The sequence below is a fragment of the Microbacterium fluvii genome (assembly GCF_025515205.1).
In the GTDB taxonomy this organism is placed as follows: domain Bacteria; phylum Actinomycetota; class Actinomycetes; order Actinomycetales; family Microbacteriaceae; genus Microbacterium; species Microbacterium fluvii.
Genome location: NZ_JAOPFX010000003.1, coordinates 405,282 through 426,734 on the forward strand (window position 1 = coordinate 405,282; position 21,453 = coordinate 426,734).

Here is a 21,453-nt window from a genome sequence, read left to right on the forward strand (position 1 = left end):
GCTCACCGCCACACCGGTTCGTCGCGGCCCCACGGGCGCGGCGGCGGATAAGCGCTCGGCGCCCCCGCGTAGGCGATCGCCGGCCCGCTCGTGGTGATCTCGTGGCCGTCGACGACGAAGTGCTGCGTGCGCCCCGACGGGTCGATCGAGCCGTCGGGGCGCGGCTCCGGAGTGCGGGGCATGCCCAGCAGCTCGGCGGCGACGCGGCGCAGCGACGTGCGCGCCAGCCACGAGCCCCCTTCTGCCGATCTGCGCTCCAGCAGCGTGATCGCGGCGGCGGCCATCAGGTAGCCGGTGCTGTGGTCGAGCGCCTGGGCGGGAAGGGCGCCGGGCTGGCCGGCCGACCCCTCGATGAATGCGATGCCGCACTCCGCCTGCACGAGGCTGTCGAATCCGCGGCGTGCGGGGTCGGGCCACGCGGAGTGCTGCAGCACGACGATGCCCGGCCGGCGCGCCGCCAGCGCTTCGGGCGTCAGGCCGAGGCGCGCGAGGGCCGCCGGCCGATAGCCGAGCGCGATGACGTCGGCGTCGGCGAGCAGCTCGTCGAATGCGCGTCGATCGGCGGGAGCGGCCAGATCCAGCAGTGCGGAGCGCTTGCCGTGTCCGGTGTCGAGGTGCTGCCATTCGATCTCGGGCAGGCGCGGCGGGTCGATGCGCAGCACGTCGGCACCGAGCAGTGCGAGCACCCGAGTGCCGACGGGCCCCGCGATCACCCGCGTCAGGTCGAGCACCCGCACGCCCTGAAGCGGCTGCCGAGCATCGCCGGCGCCAGGGAGGGCGACGGGGGAGCCGGCGCCGAGCCGATGCACCTCGACCAGGGCCTGCGAGCGGAGCGTGCGGTCGAGGCGCGGCTGCTCGCCGCCGACGACGACGCACAGTCCGCCCGCGGACTGGATGCGTGCCGAGATGGCGGCAGCATCCGTCGAGGCGAATGCGAGCGCGGCAGCCTCGCAGTCCGCGTCGGCCGCGAGCCCGAGCTGCGCCCGCAGCACGGCGGCGTGATGCGGGTAGTTGCCGTGCGTCCGCACCCAGCCGTCACGGGTGCGGAAGAAGCCGGAGAGCGGAGCGAAGGCGTTGGGCCGCAGCCCGTCGATGCGGAACCAGCGTTCGCTCGAGTACGCGACGGCGATCCGCTGCGGGTCGGGCTCGCCCTCGGCGACACCCGCCACACGCGCGGCTGCGCGCGAGGCGGCGGCCACGCTGAGGGCGGCGAGCCCTGCGACCGAGGTGCGGGCCGGCAGGGGCACGTCGGAGGGAGGCGGCATGCGCCGACGCTACGCGCACGCCGCGGCGGCGAGAAGACCCTCGGCCGACCGCCGGCACCGAAATCCGCGCTGACCTGCCCGACACGCCCGGCGGCACCGCTCGATTTGCCCGACCCCCGGATCTCACGTAGATTCTTTCTTGTTCGCCCCACAGGGAAGAGCGAAGAGCCGGAAGGCCCCGCCCCCTCAAGTGGAGAACCACCCCCCCATCAGACATCCTCGTGATTGAGGTGTCGGGCCGAGAGGTCTAGGATGGAGGTTCCACTCCTCGAGAAGCTGTCGAAGACGATTTGACAGCCATCGCAGGAGGGATAAGATAGAGAAGTTGTCCAGCCGGGCGCCCGAGAGGGTCGCCGAGCGGATGACGGATCTTCATCGTTGCCCCGGTGGGCCTGGTCGTGTGGCTGGGTTGCGGGAGCATCCGATCCTTGAGAACTCAACAGCGTGCACTTGTCAAATGCCAAATAACCTCGCGGTCAGCTTTGCTGGCCGGTGAGATTCTTTTGAGATTAAACGAGATGTCAGCAATGACATCCGATCGTCAGATCAAGCTCGCTGCTTCAAGCCTTTTTCCGGTTTGATCGCAGCAAATTTTCTTTACGGAGAGTTTGATCCTGGCTCAGGATGAACGCTGGCGGCGTGCTTAACACATGCAAGTCGAACGGTGAACCAGGAGCTTGCTCTTGGGGATCAGTGGCGAACGGGTGAGTAACACGTGAGCAACCTGCCCCGGACTCTGGGATAAGCGCTGGAAACGGCGTCTAATACCGGATACGAGCTGCGAAGGCATCTTCAGCAGCTGGAAAGAACTTCGGTCTGGGATGGGCTCGCGGCCTATCAGCTTGTTGGTGAGGTAATGGCTCACCAAGGCGTCGACGGGTAGCCGGCCTGAGAGGGTGACCGGCCACACTGGGACTGAGACACGGCCCAGACTCCTACGGGAGGCAGCAGTGGGGAATATTGCACAATGGGCGAAAGCCTGATGCAGCAACGCCGCGTGAGGGACGACGGCCTTCGGGTTGTAAACCTCTTTTAGCAGGGAAGAAGCGAAAGTGACGGTACCTGCAGAAAAAGCACCGGCTAACTACGTGCCAGCAGCCGCGGTAATACGTAGGGTGCAAGCGTTATCCGGAATTATTGGGCGTAAAGAGCTCGTAGGCGGTTTGTCGCGTCTGCTGTGAAAACCCGAGGCTCAACCTCGGGCCTGCAGTGGGTACGGGCAGACTAGAGTGCGGTAGGGGAGATTGGAATTCCTGGTGTAGCGGTGGAATGCGCAGATATCAGGAGGAACACCGATGGCGAAGGCAGATCTCTGGGCCGTAACTGACGCTGAGGAGCGAAAGGGTGGGGAGCAAACAGGCTTAGATACCCTGGTAGTCCACCCCGTAAACGTTGGGAACTAGTTGTGGGGTCCATTCCACGGATTCCGTGACGCAGCTAACGCATTAAGTTCCCCGCCTGGGGAGTACGGCCGCAAGGCTAAAACTCAAAGGAATTGACGGGGACCCGCACAAGCGGCGGAGCATGCGGATTAATTCGATGCAACGCGAAGAACCTTACCAAGGCTTGACATACACGAGAACGCTGCAGAAATGTAGAACTCTTTGGACACTCGTGAACAGGTGGTGCATGGTTGTCGTCAGCTCGTGTCGTGAGATGTTGGGTTAAGTCCCGCAACGAGCGCAACCCTCGTTCTATGTTGCCAGCACGTAATGGTGGGAACTCATGGGATACTGCCGGGGTCAACTCGGAGGAAGGTGGGGATGACGTCAAATCATCATGCCCCTTATGTCTTGGGCTTCACGCATGCTACAATGGCCGGTACAAAGGGCTGCAATACCGTAAGGTGGAGCGAATCCCAAAAAGCCGGTCCCAGTTCGGATTGAGGTCTGCAACTCGACCTCATGAAGTCGGAGTCGCTAGTAATCGCAGATCAGCAACGCTGCGGTGAATACGTTCCCGGGTCTTGTACACACCGCCCGTCAAGTCATGAAAGTCGGTAACACCTGAAGCCGGTGGCCCAACCCTTGTGGAGGGAGCCGTCGAAGGTGGGATCGGTAATTAGGACTAAGTCGTAACAAGGTAGCCGTACCGGAAGGTGCGGCTGGATCACCTCCTTTCTAAGGAGCATCTGAAGTCTTCGGGCTTCCAGAACCCTGATCAGAGCGAATGTCTCTGCAGGGAGCTCATGGGTGGAACATTTGATGGGGTGTCGGGGAGTGATCTTCGAGTCAGTACGGCCTTCGGGTCTGGAACGCTGGGGGTGAGTGAGCCGGCACATGCACGCTGTTGGGTCCTGAGGGACCGGATGCGCTTCGACCTTTCGGGGTCGGGAGCAGACGAACCTCAGGGCCTTTTCTGGTTGTCGGCGTGGCCGGCGGCGGGAAGGGTACCGCCCGTACTTTGAGAACTACACAGTGGACGCGAGCATCTTTGAGATGACTTTCGAGTCATTTCACATAGATGATCTTTTAGATCATTAGTCAATTTCTGATCCGGTTTCGGCCGGATCCGATTCTTTGATTGAACTCATGTGATTTCAAGTCTTTAAGAGCAAACGGTGGATGCCTTGGCATCTGGAGCCGAAGAAGGACGTAGCAATCTGCGATAAGCCTCGGGGAGTGGATAAGCACACTTTGATCCGAGGATGTCCGAATGGGGAAACCCCGCTGGGCGGCGTGCCGACCCAGTGACTCCCGCCTGAATATATAGGGCGGGTAGAGGGAACGTGGGGAAGTGAAACATCTCAGTACCCACAGGAAGAGAAAGCAACCGCGATTCCGTTAGTAGTGGCGAGCGAAACCGGAACAGGCTAAACCGAGTACGTGTGATATCCGGCAGGAGTTGCGTATTCGGGGTTGTGGGACTTTTCATGTTGTTCTGCCGAGCAGCGAGCGTGATGTGGCGATATAGACGAACTGGATTGAAAGCCAGGTCATAGAGGGTGCCAACCCCGTAGTCGAAATGTCTTCCGCAGCGCGAAGAGTATCCCAAGTAGCACGGGGCCCGAGAAATCCCGTGTGAATCTGTGAGGACCACCTCATAAGCCTAAATACTCCCAGATGACCGATAGCGGACAAGTACCGTGAGGGAAAGGTGAAAAGTACCCCGGGAGGGGAGTGAAATAGTACCTGAAACCGTTTGCTTACAAACCGTTGGAGCAGCCCTGGTAGCTGTGACAGCGTGCCTTTTGAAGAATGAGCCTGCGAGTTAGCGATATGTGGCGAGGTTAACCCGTGTGGGGTAGCCGTAGCGAAAGCGAGTCTGAATAGGGCGATTCAGTCGCATGTCTTAGACCCGAAGCGAAGTGATCTATCCATGGCCAGGCTGAAGCGACGGTAAGACGTCGTGGAGGGCCGAACCCACTTAGGTTGAAAACTGAGGGGATGAGCTGTGGATAGGGGTGAAAGGCCAATCAAACTTCGTGATAGCTGGTTCTCTCCGAAATGCATTTAGGTGCAGCGTTGCGTGTTTCTTGCCGGAGGTAGAGCTACTGGATGGCCGATGGGCCCTACAAGGTTACTGACGTCAGCCAAACTCCGAATGCCGGTAAGTGAGAGCGCAGCAGTGAGACTGTGGGGGATAAGCTTCATAGTCGAGAGGGAAACAACCCAGACCACCAACTAAGGTCCCTAAGCGCGTGCTAAGTGGGAAAGGATGTGGAGTTGCTTAGACAACCAGGAGGTTGGCTTAGAAGCAGCCACCCTTGAAAGAGTGCGTAATAGCTCACTGGTCAAGTGATTCCGCGCCGACAATGTAACGGGGCTCAAGCACGCCACCGAAGTTGTGGCATTGACATTATTGGTAGGCCTTCGTGGTCCAGCCGTGTTGATGGGTAGGAGAGCGTCGTGTGGCCAGCGAAGCGGCGGTGTGAACCAGCCGTGGAGGCTACACGAGTGAGAATGCAGGCATGAGTAGCGAAAGACGTGTGAGAAACACGTCCTCCGAAAGACCAAGGGTTCCAGGGTCAAGCTAATCTTCCCTGGGTAAGTCGGGACCTAAGGCGAGGCCGACAGGCGTAGTCGATGGACAACGGGTTGATATTCCCGTACCGGCGAAGAACCGCCCCAATCAATCCAGTGGTGCTAAGTGCCCGAATTCCTCTGTATCGATCCCTTCGGGGTGAGAACGTTGGAGCTAGCGCACGACCCCATGCTGGTGCGGTTAGCGTATTAACAGGTGTGACGCAGGAAGGTAGCCCAACCCGGGCGATGGTTGTCCCGGGGCAAGTGCGTAGGCCGAGAGATAGGCAAATCCGTCTCTCATACAGGCTGAGACACGATGCGGATGAAAAGTGGGTGATCCTATGCTGCCGAGAAAAGCATCGACGCGAGGTTCTAGCCGCCCGTACCCCAAACCGACTCAGGTGGTCAGGTAGAGAATACCAAGGAGATCGAGAGAATCGTGGTTAAGGAACTCGGCAAAATGCCCCCGTAACTTCGGGAGAAGGGGGGCCTTCGACGTATTAGGACTTGCTCCGAAAGCGTTTGGAGGCCGCAGAGACTAGTGGGTAGCGACTGTTTACTAAAAACACAGGTCCGTGCCAAGTCGCAAGACGATGTATACGGACTGACGCCTGCCCGGTGCTGGAAGGTTAAGAGGACCGGTTAGCCGCAAGGCGAAGCTGAGAATTTAAGCCCCAGTAAACGGCGGTGGTAACTATAACCATCCTAAGGTAGCGAAATTCCTTGTCGGGTAAGTTCCGACCTGCACGAATGGCGTAACGACTTCCCAACTGTCTCAACCGCGAACTCGGCGAAATTGCAATACGAGTAAAGATGCTCGTTACGCGCAGCAGGACGGAAAGACCCCGTGACCTTTACTACAGCTTGGTATTGGTGTTCGGTGTGGCTTGTGTAGGATAGGTGGGAGACTTTGAAGCGGTGACGCCAGTTACCGTGGAGTCATTGTTGAAATACCACTCTGGTCACTCTGGATATCTAACTTCGAACCGTAATCCGGTTCAGGGACAGTGCCTGGTGGGTAGTTTAACTGGGGCGGTTGCCTCCCAAAAAGTAACGGAGGCGCCCAAAGGTTCCCTCAACCTGGTTGGCAATCAGGTGGCGAGTGTAAGTGCACAAGGGAGCTTGACTGTGAGACTGACAGGTCGAGCAGGGACGAAAGTCGGGACTAGTGATCCGGCAGTGGCTTGTGGAAGCGCTGTCGCTCAACGGATAAAAGGTACCTCGGGGATAACAGGCTGATCTTGCCCAAGAGTCCATATCGACGGCATGGTTTGGCACCTCGATGTCGGCTCGTCGCATCCTGGGGCTGGAGTAGGTCCCAAGGGTTGGGCTGTTCGCCCATTAAAGCGGTACGCGAGCTGGGTTTAGAACGTCGTGAGACAGTTCGGTCCCTATCCGCTGCGCGCGTAGGAAGTTTGAGAGGATCTGACCCTNGTACGAGAGGACCGGGTTGGACGAACCTCTGGTGTGTCAGTTGTTCCGCCAGGAGCACCGCTGATTAGCTACGTTCGGGATGGATAACCGCTGAAAGCATCTAAGCGGGAAGCCGGCCTCAAGATGAGACTTCCATGCCTTCGGGCGAGAGGCTCCCAGCCAGACTACTGGGTTGATAGGCCAGATGTGGAAGCGTGGTAACACGTGCAGCTGACTGGTACTAATAAGCCGATGACTTGATAACACACCGTTCTTGGTGCTTGCGTCCACTGAGTGGTTCTCGATGTACGGTCGAGAACCGCATGACAATGACTTTGTTATGCAGACTGAAACATCAATAGTGTTTCGGCGGCCATAGCGTGAGGGAAACGCCCGGTTACATTCCGAACCCGGAAGCTAAGCCTCACAGCGCCGATGGTACTGCAGGGGGGACCCTGTGGGAGAGTAGGACACCGCCGGACTTCTTCCGAGAAAAGGCCACCCAACGCTGGGTGGCCTTTTCCCGTTTACGCGGTGATTTCCGCGAGAGGATCGAGACATGTCGGATACCGAACACCCCGAGAACGCGTCGAGCGACCGGCGTCGTTCCGATCGACCCTCCGGCGCGCCGAGACGCGCGTCTTCTCCGCGCGGCGCGGGCGCGCAGCGTCCGTACGTGAAGCGCGATGGCGACAAGCCGTACGTGAAGCGCGATGGTGAGAAGCGTCCGTACGCTCCGCGCGATGGCGAGAACCGTCCGTACGCGAAGCGCGATGGTGAGAAGCGTCCCTATCCGAAGCGCGATGGCGACAAGCCGTACGCGAAGCGGGACGGTGAAAAGCGTCCGTACCCGCCTCGGGACGGTGAGAAGCGTCCCTATCCGAAGCGGGATGGCGACAAGCCGTATGCCAAGCGCGACGGCGAGAAGCGCCCCTATGTCAAGCGCGACGGCGATCGTCCCTACGCGAAGCGCGATGGCGAGAAGCGCCCCTATCCGAAGCGCGATGGCGAGAAGCGCCCCTATCCGAAGCGCGACGGCGAGCGACGTCCCTACACGCCGCGCGATGGCGAGCAGCGCCGCTCGAGCAGCTACCCGAGTCGCGGCGGCGCGGACCGGGGGCCGCGCGACCAGCGCGAGATCGACACGCGGTCGGTGCGTCCGCGCAGCGACGCCCCGGAGATCCCCGAGGAGATCACCGCCCGCGACCTGCACCCCAGCGCCCGCAACGAGCTGAAGACGCTGAGCAAGGAGAACGCCGACGAGGTGGCCCGCCATCTCGCGATGGCCGCGCAGCTGATCGACGACGATCCGGAGCTGGCCCACCGCCATGCCGTCGCCGCGACCCGGCGTGCGGGCCGCATCGCCGTCGTGCGCGAGACCGCAGCGATCACGGCGTACGCCATCGGCGACTTCGCCTTGGCGCTTCGCGAGCTGCGCACGTACCGTCGCATCTCGGGCAAGGACGATCAGATCGCGCTCATGGTCGACAGCGAGCGCGGAATCGGCCGGCCCGAGCAGGCGCTCGAACTGGGGCGCAGCGTCGATCGTGCGGCGCTCGCACCCGCGGTGCGCGCGGAGCTGGCGATCGCGATGTCGGGCGCCCGTCTGGACCTCGGGCAGGCCGAACGTGCCCTGCTCGAGCTCGACATCCCCGAACTGGATCCGGAGCGGGCTTTCGAATGGAGCCCCGCGCTGTTCGCTGCTCGAGCCGCAGTGCTCGAGGAGCTCGGCCGCGCCGGCGAGGCGGCGCAGTGGCAGCATCGTGCCGAGGTCGCCGCGGATGCGCTCGACGCAGCCTCCGGCTTCGACGACACCGAGGTGGTGCTGGTCGAGTCGATCGACGATGACGAGCCCGAAGTGGCGATGCCCGCAGAAGACTTGCCCGCAGAAGACATGCCGACGGATGCTGCCGATGCGGCATCCGGCGAGACCGCCGAAGAGCCCGCCGCCGAGGCGGACGAGAGCTGATGGCGCTGTTCTCGCGGGAGGCACGTGCGACGACGCCCTTGGCCGGCGTGGATCTCGTGCTCGCCGACCTCGACGGCGTCGTGTACGCCGGCTCGGGCGCGCTGCCGCACGCGGTGGAGAGCCTCGAGCGTGCGCGCGAGGGGCGGCGCCTGGGGTACATCACGAACAACGCCTCGCGCACCGATGCATCCGTGGCCGCGCACCTCACCGAGCTCGGACTGAAGACTGCGCCCGACGAGGTGGTCACGAGCCCGCAGGCCGCCATGCGCCTGCTGTCATCGCGCGTGCCGGCCGGCTCCACGATCCTCGTGGTCGGCGGAGAGGGACTCGTCGTCGAGCTCGAGAAGGCCGGCTATGCCGTGACCCGCAGCGCCGACGATGCACCTGCAGCGGTCGTGCAGGGATTCGCTCCAGACGTCGGCTGGTCGCACCTGGCAGAAGCGGCGTTCGCGCTGAAGACGCCTGAGGACGAGGGCGGCATCCCCTGGATCGCCACGAACACCGACTGGACCATTCCGCAGTCGCGGGGGATCGCGCCGGGCAACGGCACGCTCGTCTCGGCGGTGCACACCGCCGTCGGGCGCCTCGCGACCGTCGCCGGCAAGCCCGAGGTGCCGATCTTCGAGGAGGCCGTCGTGCGGTTCGGTGCGCAGCATCCGCTGTTCATCGGCGACCGGCTCGACACCGACATCCTCGGGGCGAACCGCGCCGGCATCCCGTCGGCGCTCGTGCTCACCGGTGTGGACCGTCCCAAGCACGTGCTCGCGAGCCCGGCCGATTCGCAGCCGCGGTTCCTGCTCTCCGATCTGCGGGAGCTGCACGAGCCGTACCCTGTGGCGAAGGTGCGCGACGGCGTGGTGACCGTGGGCCAGGCGGCCGTACGGATCGACGGCGCGGACGTGCGCATCCTCGCGGCGGGGGAGCGGCAGATCGACCTGCTCCGCGCCGGCGCCACGGCGATCTGGGACACCGGTCGGGCGATCTTCGGGTTCCGCGTGCCGGAGCAGCTGTACGCAGACCCCTTCCATCGGCCGTAGCCGCGGGATTCCGGCGCGACACGCCCGGGATCACGTGCCGATTTGGCAGACCCGCGGATCTCGCGTAAGTTTTTACTTGTTCGCCCCACAGGGAAGAGCGAAGAGCCAGAAGGCCTCGCCCCCTCAAGTGGAGAACCACCCCCCTTCGATCAGGACTCTCGAGTCTGTCGGCGTGAGCCGCTTCGGAGGAGGACTTCCACTCTCGACAGGATTCGTCGAGTCGGCAGCATCCGCTTCACACGCATGCCGGCCGATTTGACAGCCCGACAGCGTGGACTAAGATAGAGAAGTTGCCCCGGTGGGCCTGGTCGTGTGGCTGGGTTGCGGGAGCATCCGATCCTTGAGAACTCAACAGCGTGCACTTGTCAAATGCCAAATAACCTCGCGGTCAGCTTTGCTGGCCGGTGAGATTCTTTTGAGATTAAACGAGATGTCAGCAATGGCATCCGATCGTCAGATCAAGCTCGCTGCTTCAAGCCTTTTTCCGGTTTGATCGCAGCAAATTTTCTTTACGGAGAGTTTGATCCTGGCTCAGGATGAACGCTGGCGGCGTGCTTAACACATGCAAGTCGAACGGTGAACCAGGAGCTTGCTCTTGGGGATCAGTGGCGAACGGGTGAGTAACACGTGAGCAACCTGCCCCGGACTCTGGGATAAGCGCTGGAAACGGCGTCTAATACCGGATACGAGCTGCGAAGGCATCTTCAGCAGCTGGAAAGAACTTCGGTCTGGGATGGGCTCGCGGCCTATCAGCTTGTTGGTGAGGTAATGGCTCACCAAGGCGTCGACGGGTAGCCGGCCTGAGAGGGTGACCGGCCACACTGGGACTGAGACACGGCCCAGACTCCTACGGGAGGCAGCAGTGGGGAATATTGCACAATGGGCGAAAGCCTGATGCAGCAACGCCGCGTGAGGGACGACGGCCTTCGGGTTGTAAACCTCTTTTAGCAGGGAAGAAGCGAAAGTGACGGTACCTGCAGAAAAAGCACCGGCTAACTACGTGCCAGCAGCCGCGGTAATACGTAGGGTGCAAGCGTTATCCGGAATTATTGGGCGTAAAGAGCTCGTAGGCGGTTTGTCGCGTCTGCTGTGAAAACCCGAGGCTCAACCTCGGGCCTGCAGTGGGTACGGGCAGACTAGAGTGCGGTAGGGGAGATTGGAATTCCTGGTGTAGCGGTGGAATGCGCAGATATCAGGAGGAACACCGATGGCGAAGGCAGATCTCTGGGCCGTAACTGACGCTGAGGAGCGAAAGGGTGGGGAGCAAACAGGCTTAGATACCCTGGTAGTCCACCCCGTAAACGTTGGGAACTAGTTGTGGGGTCCATTCCACGGATTCCGTGACGCAGCTAACGCATTAAGTTCCCCGCCTGGGGAGTACGGCCGCAAGGCTAAAACTCAAAGGAATTGACGGGGACCCGCACAAGCGGCGGAGCATGCGGATTAATTCGATGCAACGCGAAGAACCTTACCAAGGCTTGACATACACGAGAACGCTGCAGAAATGTAGAACTCTTTGGACACTCGTGAACAGGTGGTGCATGGTTGTCGTCAGCTCGTGTCGTGAGATGTTGGGTTAAGTCCCGCAACGAGCGCAACCCTCGTTCTATGTTGCCAGCACGTAATGGTGGGAACTCATGGGATACTGCCGGGGTCAACTCGGAGGAAGGTGGGGATGACGTCAAATCATCATGCCCCTTATGTCTTGGGCTTCACGCATGCTACAATGGCCGGTACAAAGGGCTGCAATACCGTAAGGTGGAGCGAATCCCAAAAAGCCGGTCCCAGTTCGGATTGAGGTCTGCAACTCGACCTCATGAAGTCGGAGTCGCTAGTAATCGCAGATCAGCAACGCTGCGGTGAATACGTTCCCGGGTCTTGTACACACCGCCCGTCAAGTCATGAAAGTCGGTAACACCTGAAGCCGGTGGCCCAACCCTTGTGGAGGGAGCCGTCGAAGGTGGGATCGGTAATTAGGACTAAGTCGTAACAAGGTAGCCGTACCGGAAGGTGCGGCTGGATCACCTCCTTTCTAAGGAGCATCTGAAGTCTTCGGGCTTCCAGAACCCTGATCAGAGCGAATGTCTCTGCAGGGAGCTCATGGGTGGAACATTTGATGGGGTGTCGGGGAGTGATCTTCGAGTCAGTACGGCCTTCGGGTCTGGAACGCTGGGGGTGAGTGAGCCGGCACATGCACGCTGTTGGGTCCTGAGGGACCGGATGCGCTTCGACCTTTCGGGGTCGGGAGCAGACGAACCTCAGGGCCTTTTCTGGTTGTCGGCGTGGCCGGCGGCGGGAAGGGTACCGCCCGTACTTTGAGAACTACACAGTGGACGCGAGCATCTTTGAGATGACTTTCGAGTCATTTCACATAGATGATCTTTTAGATCATTAGTCAATTTCTGATCCGGTTTCGGCCGGATCCGATTCTTTGATTGAACTCATGTGATTTCAAGTCTTTAAGAGCAAACGGTGGATGCCTTGGCATCTGGAGCCGAAGAAGGACGTAGCAATCTGCGATAAGCCTCGGGGAGTGGATAAGCACACTTTGATCCGAGGATGTCCGAATGGGGAAACCCCGCTGGGCGGCGTGCCGACCCAGTGACTCCCGCCTGAATATATAGGGCGGGTAGAGGGAACGTGGGGAAGTGAAACATCTCAGTACCCACAGGAAGAGAAAGCAACCGCGATTCCGTTAGTAGTGGCGAGCGAAACCGGAACAGGCTAAACCGAGTACGTGTGATATCCGGCAGGAGTTGCGTATTCGGGGTTGTGGGACTTTTCATGTTGTTCTGCCGAGCAGCGAGCGTGATGTGGCGATATAGACGAACTGGATTGAAAGCCAGGTCATAGAGGGTGCCAACCCCGTAGTCGAAATGTCTTCCGCAGCGCGAAGAGTATCCCAAGTAGCACGGGGCCCGAGAAATCCCGTGTGAATCTGTGAGGACCACCTCATAAGCCTAAATACTCCCAGATGACCGATAGCGGACAAGTACCGTGAGGGAAAGGTGAAAAGTACCCCGGGAGGGGAGTGAAATAGTACCTGAAACCGTTTGCTTACAAACCGTTGGAGCAGCCCTGGTAGCTGTGACAGCGTGCCTTTTGAAGAATGAGCCTGCGAGTTAGCGATATGTGGCGAGGTTAACCCGTGTGGGGTAGCCGTAGCGAAAGCGAGTCTGAATAGGGCGATTCAGTCGCATGTCTTAGACCCGAAGCGAAGTGATCTATCCATGGCCAGGCTGAAGCGACGGTAAGACGTCGTGGAGGGCCGAACCCACTTAGGTTGAAAACTGAGGGGATGAGCTGTGGATAGGGGTGAAAGGCCAATCAAACTTCGTGATAGCTGGTTCTCTCCGAAATGCATTTAGGTGCAGCGTTGCGTGTTTCTTGCCGGAGGTAGAGCTACTGGATGGCCGATGGGCCCTACAAGGTTACTGACGTCAGCCAAACTCCGAATGCCGGTAAGTGAGAGCGCAGCAGTGAGACTGTGGGGGATAAGCTTCATAGTCGAGAGGGAAACAACCCAGACCACCAACTAAGGTCCCTAAGCGCGTGCTAAGTGGGAAAGGATGTGGAGTTGCTTAGACAACCAGGAGGTTGGCTTAGAAGCAGCCACCCTTGAAAGAGTGCGTAATAGCTCACTGGTCAAGTGATTCCGCGCCGACAATGTAACGGGGCTCAAGCACGCCACCGAAGTTGTGGCATTGACATTATTGGTAGGCCTTCGTGGTCCAGCCGTGTTGATGGGTAGGAGAGCGTCGTGTGGCCAGCGAAGCGGCGGTGTGAACCAGCCGTGGAGGCTACACGAGTGAGAATGCAGGCATGAGTAGCGAAAGACGTGTGAGAAACACGTCCTCCGAAAGACCAAGGGTTCCAGGGTCAAGCTAATCTTCCCTGGGTAAGTCGGGACCTAAGGCGAGGCCGACAGGCGTAGTCGATGGACAACGGGTTGATATTCCCGTACCGGCGAAGAACCGCCCCAATCAATCCAGTGGTGCTAAGTGCCCGAATTCCTCTGTATCGATCCCTTCGGGGTGAGAACGTTGGAGCTAGCGCACGACCCCATGCTGGTGCGGTTAGCGTATTAACAGGTGTGACGCAGGAAGGTAGCCCAACCCGGGCGATGGTTGTCCCGGGGCAAGTGCGTAGGCCGAGAGATAGGCAAATCCGTCTCTCATACAGGCTGAGACACGATGCGGATGAAAAGTGGGTGATCCTATGCTGCCGAGAAAAGCATCGACGCGAGGTTCTAGCCGCCCGTACCCCAAACCGACTCAGGTGGTCAGGTAGAGAATACCAAGGAGATCGAGAGAATCGTGGTTAAGGAACTCGGCAAAATGCCCCCGTAACTTCGGGAGAAGGGGGGCCTTCGACGTATTAGGACTTGCTCCGAAAGCGTTTGGAGGCCGCAGAGACTAGTGGGTAGCGACTGTTTACTAAAAACACAGGTCCGTGCCAAGTCGCAAGACGATGTATACGGACTGACGCCTGCCCGGTGCTGGAAGGTTAAGAGGACCGGTTAGCCGCAAGGCGAAGCTGAGAATTTAAGCCCCAGTAAACGGCGGTGGTAACTATAACCATCCTAAGGTAGCGAAATTCCTTGTCGGGTAAGTTCCGACCTGCACGAATGGCGTAACGACTTCCCAACTGTCTCAACCGCGAACTCGGCGAAATTGCAATACGAGTAAAGATGCTCGTTACGCGCAGCAGGACGGAAAGACCCCGTGACCTTTACTACAGCTTGGTATTGGTGTTCGGTGTGGCTTGTGTAGGATAGGTGGGAGACTTTGAAGCGGTGACGCCAGTTACCGTGGAGTCATTGTTGAAATACCACTCTGGTCACTCTGGATATCTAACTTCGAACCGTAATCCGGTTCAGGGACAGTGCCTGGTGGGTAGTTTAACTGGGGCGGTTGCCTCCCAAAAAGTAACGGAGGCGCCCAAAGGTTCCCTCAACCTGGTTGGCAATCAGGTGGCGAGTGTAAGTGCACAAGGGAGCTTGACTGTGAGACTGACAGGTCGAGCAGGGACGAAAGTCGGGACTAGTGATCCGGCAGTGGCTTGTGGAAGCGCTGTCGCTCAACGGATAAAAGGTACCTCGGGGATAACAGGCTGATCTTGCCCAAGAGTCCATATCGACGGCATGGTTTGGCACCTCGATGTCGGCTCGTCGCATCCTGGGGCTGGAGTAGGTCCCAAGGGTTGGGCTGTTCGCCCATTAAAGCGGTACGCGAGCTGGGTTTAGAACGTCGTGAGACAGTTCGGTCCCTATCCGCTGCGCGCGTAGGAAGTTTGAGAGGATCTGACCCTAGTACGAGAGGACCGGGTTGGACGAACCTCTGGTGTGTCAGTTGTTCCGCCAGGAGCACCGCTGATTAGCTACGTTCGGGATGGATAACCGCTGAAAGCATCTAAGCGGGAAGCCGGCCTCAAGATGAGACTTCCATGCCTTCGGGCGAGAGGCTCCCAGCCAGACTACTGGGTTGATAGGCCAGATGTGGAAGCGTGGTAACACGTGCAGCTGACTGGTACTAATAAGCCGATGACTTGATAACACACCGTTCTTGGTGCTTGCGTCCACTGAGTGGTTCTCGATGTACGGTCGAGAACCGCATGACAATGACTTTGTTATGCAGACTGAAACATCAATAGTGTTTCGGCGGCCATAGCGTGAGGGAAACGCCCGGTTACATTCCGAACCCGGAAGCTAAGCCTCACAGCGCCGATGGTACTGCAGGGGGGACCCTGTGGGAGAGTAGGACACCGCCGGACTTCTTCCGAGAAAAGGCCACCCAACGCTGGGTGGCCTTTTCCCGTTTACGGGCCGTGCACCGAGTATTCTGGGGTGCATGGACCGCACGCCTGACACCGACGACCGTGACGATCTCGTCTCGACGCTCGAGGTGATCGAGGCGCAGCCGCTCGAGACCCGCGCACACGCCTACGAGGGTCTGCACGATGTGCTGGCGCGTCGGCTCGAGTCGGCACCCGTGCCGCGGTCATGACGTCGCGACTCGATGCGGCTCTGGCCGCGCGCGGTTTGGCGCGCTCGCGCACGCAGGCCCAGGCGCTCATCACGCAGGGACTCGTGACCGTCGACGGCATGCCGGTCGTGAAGGCGTCGGCGCAGGTCGCCGACGACGCCCTGATCGAGGTCGCCGCCGCCGACCACTACGTCAGCCGTGCCGCGCACAAGCTCATCGCCGGGCTCGACGCGTTCGGAGTCGCCCCGCGGGGCCGACTCGCACTGGACATGGGTGCGTCGACAGGCGGATTCACCCAGGTGCTGCGCGAGCGCGGCGCCGACCGCGTGATCGCCGTCGATGTCGGCCACGGTCAGCTGGCGCCCGAGATCGCCGGCGACGACCGGGTCATATCGGTCGAGGGGCTGAACGTGCGCTACCTCACGCCCGAGTCGCTCGCCGCCGCCAGCGGCATCGCCGCCGCACCCGAGCTGGTCACCGGTGACCTCTCGTTCATCTCGCTGACGCACGTGCTGCCGGCGGCAGCCGCTGTCGCCGCCCCGGCAGCCGATCTGGTGCTGCTGGTGAAGCCGCAGTTCGAGGTGGGGCGCACGGCGGTCAAGGGCGGCCTCGTGACGGATGCTGCCGCCAGGTCCGACGCCGTGGCGACGGTGCTGTGGGCGGCCTGGGATGCGGGGTTGGGAACCCTCGGAGTGATCGCCTCTCCGCTGGCCGGGACGCACGGCAACGCGGAGTTCGTCGTGCACCTCGCGCCGGGGCGCGGCGACAATCCGACAGAATGGTTGCAGACCGTGGACCGACTGACGGGGAGCAGATGAGCGACGAAGACCGCAGCATCCTGGTCGTCGTGCACGCCCTGCGCGACGACACCGTGCAGGCGGCGGCGCGCGTCGTGGCGGCGCTGCGCGAAGCGGGTGCCCGGCCGGTCGTTCCGGCCGACGATCGCGACACCCTCGTGCAGGCGCTGCCCGACCCCGAGGGCATCGCGATCCTCGGCGTCGAGGTGCCCGTCGACGACATCGAGCTGGCGATCGTGCTCGGCGGAGACGGCACGATCCTGCGCGCGGCCGAGCTCGTGCGAGAGGGCACCGCGCCGGTGCTCGGCATCAACATGGGGCACGTGGGGTTTCTCGCCGAGATCGAACGCGACGACATGGACGCGGCGGTGCGCCGCGTGATCGCGCGCGACTACGGCGTCGAGGAGCGCATGGCGCTGCAGGTGCGCGTCAAAGACACCGCCGACGACGTCGTGTTCGAGACCTGGGCGCTCAACGAGGCGACCGTCGAGAAGGCGGCACGCGAGCGCATGATGGAGGTCGTGATCGAGATCGACGGCCGCCCGCTGTCGTCGTTCGGATGCGACGGCGTGGTCGTCTCGACCCCGACGGGTTCGACCGCCTACAACTTCTCGGCAGGCGGTCCGGTGATCTGGCCGACCGTCGAGGCCATCTCGGTGGTGCCCCTGTCGGCGCACGCCCTGTTCGCCAAGCCCCTCGTGGTCGGCCCCGAGCACTCCGTCGCGATCGAGGTGCTCGACCGCACGGATGTCAACGGCATCCTCTGGTGCGACGGTCGTCGTTCGCACGACCTGCCGCCGGGGGCACGCGTCGTCGTGCGGCGCTCCGAGCACCCCGTGCGGCTCGCGCGGCTGCACCCGGCGGCGTTCACCGACCGACTGGTGCGCAAGTTCCGTCTGCCCGTCTCGGGCTGGCGGGGGCCGGCGGCGATCTCGGGCGAGGCGCCGTGATCGAGCAGGTGCGCCTGCGGGATCTCGGGGTGATCGCCGAGGCGACGCTGCCCATCGGCCCTGGGTTCACCGCGATCACCGGAGAGACCGGCGCGGGCAAGACGATGGTGGTGACCGGTCTCGGGCTGCTGTTCGGTCAGCGCGCCGACTCCGGCGTCGTGCGCGCCGGCGCCGCGCAGGCCGCGGTCGACGGCACCTGGATCGTTCCTGAGCACGGTGTCGTCGCGGAGCGCGTGCAGGAGGCAGGGGGAGACCTCGAGCCGATCGGCGGCGGATCGGCCGAGCTGCTGCTGGGCAGATCGATCTCGAGCGAAGGCCGAGGCCGAGCGACCGTCGGCGGCCGTGCGGCGCCGGCCGGCGTGCTGGCGGACCTCGCCGATCACCTCGTGGTCGTGCACGGACAGTCCGACCAGCTGCGGCTGCGCTCGGCGGTCGCGCAGCGCGACGCCCTCGACCGCTTCGGCGGCGCCGCGGTCGCCACAGCGCTGGAGACGTTCCGCGCCGCGTACGAGCATTTCCGTGCCGTCGACGACGAGCTGTCGGCGCTCGTGCGCGACCGCGACACCCGTGCCGACGAGGCTCAGCAGCTGCGGGCGGCGATCGCCGGCATCGAGCAGGCCGATCCTCAGCCGGGAGAGGACCTCGAGCTCACCGCCCGCGCGGAGCGCCTCGCCAACGCCGAAGAGCTGCGGGTGGCGGCGGCATCCGCCCATCAGGCCCTGTCTGCCGACGACGACGCCCCCGACGTGCAGGCGCTGCTCGCCGAGGCCCGCCGCACGCTCGAGCGGGCAGGCGACGACGCGCTCACGCAGCTGTCGACGCAGCTGGCAGACCTCGAGTACCGCGCCGCCGACCTCGCGGGCGACCTCGCCGGCTACCTCGCCGACCTCGACGAGTCGGGCCCGCACGAGCTCGCCGCGGTCGAGGAGCGTCGGGCTGTGCTGGGCGGTCTCGTACGCGAGCACGGCACGCTCGACGCGGCGCTCGAGCTGCTGCAGACCGGCTCGGCGCGGCTGGTGGAACTCGACGACGACGATGACCGCATCGACCGGCTCGCCGGGGAACAGGATGCCGCAGCATCCGCCCTCGACGAGGCGGCAGCCGCGCTCACCGCCGCGCGCACGACGGCGGCCGGGCGACTGGGCGCAGCGGTGACCGCCGAGCTGAGGGCGCTCGCGATGCCGGATGCGAACCTGACCGTCGCGGTGACCGAGACGGCGACCAGCGCCGCGGGACGCGATGAGGTGGCGCTGCTGCTGGCCCCCCACCCCGGTGCCACGCCGCGCTCGGTGAGCAGGGGCGCCTCCGGCGGTGAGCTGAGCCGCGTCATGCTCGCGATCGAGGTCGTCATCGCCGCCGTCGACCCCGTGCCGACGTTCGTCTTCGATGAGGTGGATGCCGGCATCGGCGGCGCCGCGGCGATCGAGGTGGGGCGCCGCCTGGCCCGCCTCGCGCAGAACTCCCAGGTCATCGCGGTGACCCACCTCGCCCAGGTCGCCGCCTTCGCCACCAATCACCTCACCGTGGTCAAGGCGAACGACGGCTCGGTGACGGCGTCGGATGTGCGCGCCCTGGCCGGCGCCGATCGCGAGGCAGAGATCGCACGCCTGCTGTCCGGCACTCCCGACTCGGCGGCCGCGCTCACCCACGCCAGAGAGCTGCTGACCACCGGCGCGGCGCCGTAGGAGACCGCCGATGCGGTGAGTCCACAGCCTGCCCCCGTTTCCGACTGATAGGATCAAAGCCCGTGATGCAGACTTCAGACTCAGCAGCGGAATCGACTGGCGACACCACCAAGCACATCTTCGTGACCGGCGGTGTCGTCTCTTCTTTGGGTAAGGGTCTGACGGCGGCGAGCCTGGGGAATCTCCTCACGGCGCGGGGTCTGCGGGTCGTCATGCAGAAGCTCGACCCCTACCTGAACGTCGACCCCGGGACGATGAACCCGTTCCAGCACGGCGAGGTCTTCGTGACAGACGACGGCGCCGAGACCGACCTCGACATCGGCCACTACGAGCGCTTCCTCGACATCGAGCTGAGCCAGGCCGCGAACGTGACGACCGGTCAGATCTACTCGCAGGTAATCGCGCGCGAGCGCCGCGGCGAGTACCTCGGCGACACCGTGCAGGTCATTCCGCACATCACCGACGAGATCAAGCGCCGCATGCGCCTGCAGGCGACCGAGGACCCCCGGCCCGATGTGATCATCACCGAGGTCGGCGGCACCGTCGGCGACATCGAGTCGCAGCCGTTCCTCGAGGCCGCCCGACAGCTGCGTCACGAGCTCGGCCGCGACAGCGTGTTCTTCGTGCACGTCTCGCTCGTGCCGTTCATGGGCGCTTCGGGCGAGCAGAAGACCAAGCCCACGCAGCACTCGGTTGCGGCCCTGCGCCAGGTCGGCATCCAGCCCGACGCGCTCGTGCTGCGCAGCGACCGACCCGTGAGCGAGAGCAACCGCAACAAGATCGCCCTCATGTGCGACGTCGACGTCGAGGGCGTCGTGAACACCGTCGACCTGCCGAGCATCTACGACATCCCCTCGACGCTCAACGAGCAGGGCCTCGACAGCTACATCACCCGGCGCCTCGGCCTTGCCGCCAAGGCGGGCGAGGTGGACTGGACGCGGTGGCAGAAGGTGCTCAGCGCCGTGCACAACCCCAAGCACGAAGTGACGATCGGCCTCGTCGGCAAGTACATCGACCTGCCCGACGCCTATCTCTCGGTGACCGAGGCCCTCAAGGCCGGCGGCTTCGCGCAGGAGACCAAGGTCAAGATCACCTGGATCCCCTCCGACCTCTGCGAGACCGCCGAGGGCGCCGAGAAGGCGCTCGCCGACATCGACGGCATCGTCGTGCCCGGCGGATTCGGCATCCGCGGCATCGAGGGCAAGGTGGGGGCCCTGCGCTTCGCCCGCGAGCAGGGCATCCCGACCCTCGGCATCTGCCTGGGCCTGCAGTGCATGGTCATCGAATACGCCCGTCACGCCGCCGGCATCGAGGGCGCGTCGTCGAGCGAGTTCGACCCCGACACGCAGCATCCGGTGATCGCCACGATGGCCGAGCAGGTCGACATCATCGAGCACGGCGACATGGGCGGCACGATGCGCCTGGGGCTGTACACCGCCGACCTCGCCGAGGGGTCGCTGGCGGCCGAGCTCTACGGCTCGTCGACCTCGCAGGAGCGCCACCGTCACCGGTACGAGGTCAACAACGCGTACCGTGAGTCGATCGCCGAGGCGGGCCTGGTGTTCTCGGGCCTGTCGCCCGACCGCAACCTCGTGGAGTACATCGAGCTGCCGCGCGACGTGCACCCGTACTACATCGCCACGCAGGCCCACCCCGAGCTGCGCTCGCGGCCGACGCAGGCGCATCCGCTGTTCCGCGGCCTCATCGGCGCGGCGCTGGAGCGTCACCGCGCCAGCGAGCTGTTCGAGGTCGAGAACGACTGATGGTGCTCAGCGACGAGCCGTTCGCAGCGCCGGTCATCGGCACCGAGACGGTCTTCGAGGGCCGGGTGTGGAACATCCGCCGCGATGAGGTGGATTACAACGGCGAGACCATCGTGCGCGAGTACATGGACCACACCGGCGCCGTCGCGATCCTCGCGCTGGACGACGACGATCGGATGCTGCTGATCAAGCAGTACCGTCACCCCGTGCGCGCGCGCGACTGGGAGATCCCGGCGGGGCTGCTCGACATCGACGGCGAAGCGGCGCTGGCCTCGGCGCAGCGCGAGCTCGCGGAAGAAGCCGACCTCGTCGCCGACCGCTGGGATGTGCTGGCAGAGTTCTACACGACTCCAGGCGGCAGCGACGAGGCGATCCGCATCTACCTGGCCCGAGGGCTGCGGCCCGCACCTCAGGCGTTCGACCGCACGGCGGAAGAGGCCGACATCGAGGTGCGGTGGGCGCCCCTCGACGAGGTGGTCGACGCGGTGCTCGACCGGCGTCTGCAGAATCCGTCGCTCGTCGTGGGCGCCATGACCGCGTTCGCCTCGCGCGCGCGCGGCTGGTCGACGCTCGCCGCGGCCGATTCCGAGTGGGCGCGCCGTTCGCGCCCTGTCGGCGGGTAGAT

Annotated in this window: 9 protein-coding genes and 6 rRNA genes; 14 read left to right on the top strand and 1 reads right to left on the bottom strand. The window is 62.9% G+C overall.

Annotated features, from left to right (window positions below):
- Nucleotides 1–2: 2 nt before the first annotated feature.
- The gene (locus tag OAW74_RS13150) at nucleotides 3–1,265 is read right to left on the bottom strand and encodes a CoA transferase (RefSeq protein WP_262874829.1); all 1,263 of its coding nucleotides are present in this window, start codon (nucleotides 1,263–1,265) and stop codon (nucleotides 3–5) included.
- Between the two features lie 596 nt (nucleotides 1,266–1,861).
- Between OAW74_RS13150 and OAW74_RS13155 the strand changes: the two genes are divergently transcribed.
- The 14 genes from OAW74_RS13155 (at nucleotide 1,862) to OAW74_RS13220 (ending at nucleotide 21,451) form a co-directional block, all read left to right on the top strand.
- Nucleotides 1,862–3,385: ribosomal RNA gene (locus OAW74_RS13155) — 16S ribosomal RNA — on the top strand.
- A 417-nt stretch (nucleotides 3,386–3,802) separates the two neighbouring features.
- Nucleotides 3,803–6,908 (top strand): 23S ribosomal RNA (locus tag OAW74_RS13160).
- Nucleotides 6,909–7,008: 100 nt separating this feature from the next.
- Nucleotides 7,009–7,125: ribosomal RNA gene (gene rrf, locus OAW74_RS13165) — 5S ribosomal RNA — on the top strand.
- Together the 16S, 23S and 5S rRNA genes form the textbook arrangement of a ribosomal RNA operon.
- A gap of 77 nt (nucleotides 7,126–7,202) precedes the next feature.
- Complete coding sequence (locus tag OAW74_RS13170; RefSeq protein ID WP_262874830.1) at nucleotides 7,203–8,612, top strand: primosomal protein; 1,410 nt, start codon at nucleotides 7,203–7,205, stop codon at nucleotides 8,610–8,612.
- On the top strand, nucleotides 8,612–9,649 hold the full coding sequence (locus tag OAW74_RS13175) for an HAD-IIA family hydrolase (RefSeq protein WP_262874831.1): 1,038 nt from the start codon (nucleotides 8,612–8,614) through the stop codon (nucleotides 9,647–9,649). Before OAW74_RS13170 ends, OAW74_RS13175 begins: the two co-directional genes overlap by 1 nt.
- Before the next feature lie 508 nt (nucleotides 9,650–10,157).
- Nucleotides 10,158–11,681: ribosomal RNA gene (locus OAW74_RS13180) — 16S ribosomal RNA — on the top strand.
- 417 nt (nucleotides 11,682–12,098) lie between these two features.
- Nucleotides 12,099–15,204, top strand: a 23S ribosomal RNA gene (locus OAW74_RS13185).
- Between the two features lie 100 nt (nucleotides 15,205–15,304).
- Nucleotides 15,305–15,421 (top strand): 5S ribosomal RNA (gene rrf / locus OAW74_RS13190).
- 77 nt (nucleotides 15,422–15,498) lie between these two features.
- Complete coding sequence (locus tag OAW74_RS13195) at nucleotides 15,499–15,654, top strand: hypothetical protein (RefSeq protein WP_262874832.1); 156 nt, start codon at nucleotides 15,499–15,501, stop codon at nucleotides 15,652–15,654.
- Nucleotides 15,651–16,451, top strand: a complete 801-nt coding sequence (locus tag OAW74_RS13200) for a TlyA family RNA methyltransferase (protein WP_262874833.1) — start codon at nucleotides 15,651–15,653, stop codon at nucleotides 16,449–16,451. Before OAW74_RS13195 ends, OAW74_RS13200 begins: the two co-directional genes overlap by 4 nt.
- Complete coding sequence (locus OAW74_RS13205) at nucleotides 16,448–17,380, top strand: NAD kinase (RefSeq protein WP_262874834.1); 933 nt, start codon at nucleotides 16,448–16,450, stop codon at nucleotides 17,378–17,380. The genes OAW74_RS13200 and OAW74_RS13205 overlap by 4 nt, the downstream gene beginning before the upstream one ends.
- Complete coding sequence (gene recN / locus OAW74_RS13210) at nucleotides 17,377–19,065, top strand: DNA repair protein RecN (protein WP_262874835.1); 1,689 nt, start codon at nucleotides 17,377–17,379, stop codon at nucleotides 19,063–19,065. Before OAW74_RS13205 ends, recN begins: the two co-directional genes overlap by 4 nt.
- A gap of 65 nt (nucleotides 19,066–19,130) precedes the next feature.
- Nucleotides 19,131–20,828 carry a CTP synthase gene (locus tag OAW74_RS13215; RefSeq protein WP_262874964.1) on the top strand — a complete coding sequence of 566 codons (1,698 nt, stop codon included), beginning with the start codon at nucleotides 19,131–19,133 and terminating at the stop codon, nucleotides 20,826–20,828.
- Nucleotides 20,828–21,451 (top strand): NUDIX domain-containing protein, encoded by a 624-nt coding sequence (locus tag OAW74_RS13220; RefSeq protein WP_262874836.1) that lies wholly within the window; start codon nucleotides 20,828–20,830, stop codon nucleotides 21,449–21,451. Before OAW74_RS13215 ends, OAW74_RS13220 begins: the two co-directional genes overlap by 1 nt.
- The last annotated feature ends 2 nt before the right edge of the window (nucleotides 21,452–21,453 follow it).

Coding starts and splice junctions, on each gene's coding strand:
- OAW74_RS13205 (WP_262874834.1), top strand. CDS start 16,448: ATGAGCGACGAAGACCGCAGCATCCTGGTCGTCGTGCACGCCCTGCGC.
- OAW74_RS13220 (WP_262874836.1), top strand. CDS start 20,828: ATGGTGCTCAGCGACGAGCCGTTCGCAGCGCCGGTCATCGGCACCGAG.
- OAW74_RS13215 (WP_262874964.1), top strand. CDS start 19,131: ATGCAGACTTCAGACTCAGCAGCGGAATCGACTGGCGACACCACCAAG.
- OAW74_RS13195 (WP_262874832.1), top strand. CDS start 15,499: ATGGACCGCACGCCTGACACCGACGACCGTGACGATCTCGTCTCGACG.
- OAW74_RS13175 (WP_262874831.1), top strand. CDS start 8,612: ATGGCGCTGTTCTCGCGGGAGGCACGTGCGACGACGCCCTTGGCCGGC.
- OAW74_RS13200 (WP_262874833.1), top strand. CDS start 15,651: ATGACGTCGCGACTCGATGCGGCTCTGGCCGCGCGCGGTTTGGCGCGC.
- OAW74_RS13170 (WP_262874830.1), top strand. CDS start 7,203: ATGTCGGATACCGAACACCCCGAGAACGCGTCGAGCGACCGGCGTCGT.
- OAW74_RS13150 (WP_262874829.1), bottom strand. CDS start 1,265: ATGCCGCCTCCCTCCGACGTGCCCCTGCCGGCCCGCACCTCGGTCGCA.